The 1332-nt window shown below is 71.6% G+C and carries 2 protein-coding genes; both read right to left on the bottom strand.

From position 1 onward, the window contains the following. Positions 1 to 788: 3-oxoacyl-ACP synthase III family protein (locus ACFW2E_RS47030; RefSeq protein ID WP_384478344.1), on the bottom strand; the 788-nt coding region annotated here is incomplete at its 3' end. A gap of 54 nt (positions 789 to 842) precedes the next feature. After that, positions 843 to 1332 (bottom strand): SDR family oxidoreductase (locus ACFW2E_RS47025; protein WP_384478341.1); only part of this gene is annotated, 490 nt, incomplete at its 5' end.

Raw genomic sequence — 1332 nt, 5'->3', positions numbered from 1 at the left:
GTCTCCAGGAGCCTGGTGTTGGCCTGGTGGAAGACGAACCGGTCGACGTCCTCCAGGGCGAGCCCGCAGTCGTCGAGCGTCATGGCGGTCAGCTTGGCCAGCACCGAGAGGGCGTAGTCACGCACCGCGCGACCGTCCATCCGGAAGTAGTGCTTGCCCGCCTCGCGGGCCTCGGCGTCGAGCGGTGTCCGGGTGCCGCCGCCCTCCACGCCCACGTAGTGGTGGAACTCCCCGTCCGTGACCAGGCGCACCGACTGCAACCCGTAGCCCTCGGGCACCTCACCGAGCAGGGCCGCGCCCGCGCCGTCGCCGAAGAGGCTCACCGTGCGCCGGTCGGTCCTGTCCATGATCGTGGAGAACATGTCGGCGCCGACCAGGAGCACGTACTCCCCGTGCCGGCCGGCCTTCAGCAGTCCTTCGGCGACGGAGAGGCCGTAGAGGAAGCCGCTGCAGACGGCGTTGATGTCGAAGGCGGGCAGTACGGAGAGCCCCAGCTTGTGCTGGAGGATCGCCGCGGTCGACGGCTGTGGCACGTCCGGGGTGCTGGTGGCCACGACCAGCGCGCCGAGCCGCTCGCGGACCTCGTCCGAGACGCCGTCCAGCGCCTCCCGGGCCGCGTGCAGGGCAAGGTCGGACGTGGCCGTGCCGGGCTCGGCGTACCGCCGCGTGAGGACGCCGGTCCGTTCGCTCACCCAGGACTCGGGCATCCCCGTCCAGGCACTGATCTGCTGGTTGTCGATCACCTTGTCGGGTGTGTGGGAGCCGATCGACAGGACACCGACGGGCATGGTTCACCTTTCCTGCGCTACGTGAGTGGTGGTGGACGCGTGCGGCGTGGGGCTTCAGTGGCCCATGCCGAGCCCACCGCTGACCGGCAGCACGGCGCCGGTGATGTACGACGCCTCCTCGCCGGTGAGGAACCGCACGGCGGCGGCCACCTCGTCGGCGGTGCCCGCCCGGCCAAGGGGCGTCATCGCCAGGTACTGGTCCATACGGGCCGGCCGTACCTCGCGCAGCATGTCCGTCTGGACGAGCCCGGGGGCGACGACGTTGACGGTGATGCCGCGGCTGCCGAGCTCCCAGGCGAGGGAGCGGGCGAGACCGACGAGGCCGGCCTTGGCGGCGGTGTAGTTCGTCTGGCCCGGCGAGCCGGTGAACGCGACGGCCGAGGAGATCAGCACCAGTCGGCCCCAGCGCCCGCCGAGCATGCCCCGGGCCGCGTGCTTGGCGACTCGGATGACCGACCGCAGGTTGGTGTCGAGGACGGTGTCGACGTCGTCCGCGTCGAGGGCGAGCAGCAACCCGTCCCGGGTGATGCCGGCGTTGGCGACG

The organism is Streptomyces sp. NPDC058964, assembly GCF_042741275.1.
In the GTDB taxonomy this organism is placed as follows: Bacteria; Actinomycetota; Actinomycetes; order Streptomycetales; family Streptomycetaceae; genus Streptomyces.
This window is presented reverse-complemented; position numbering and strand designations above follow the sequence as displayed.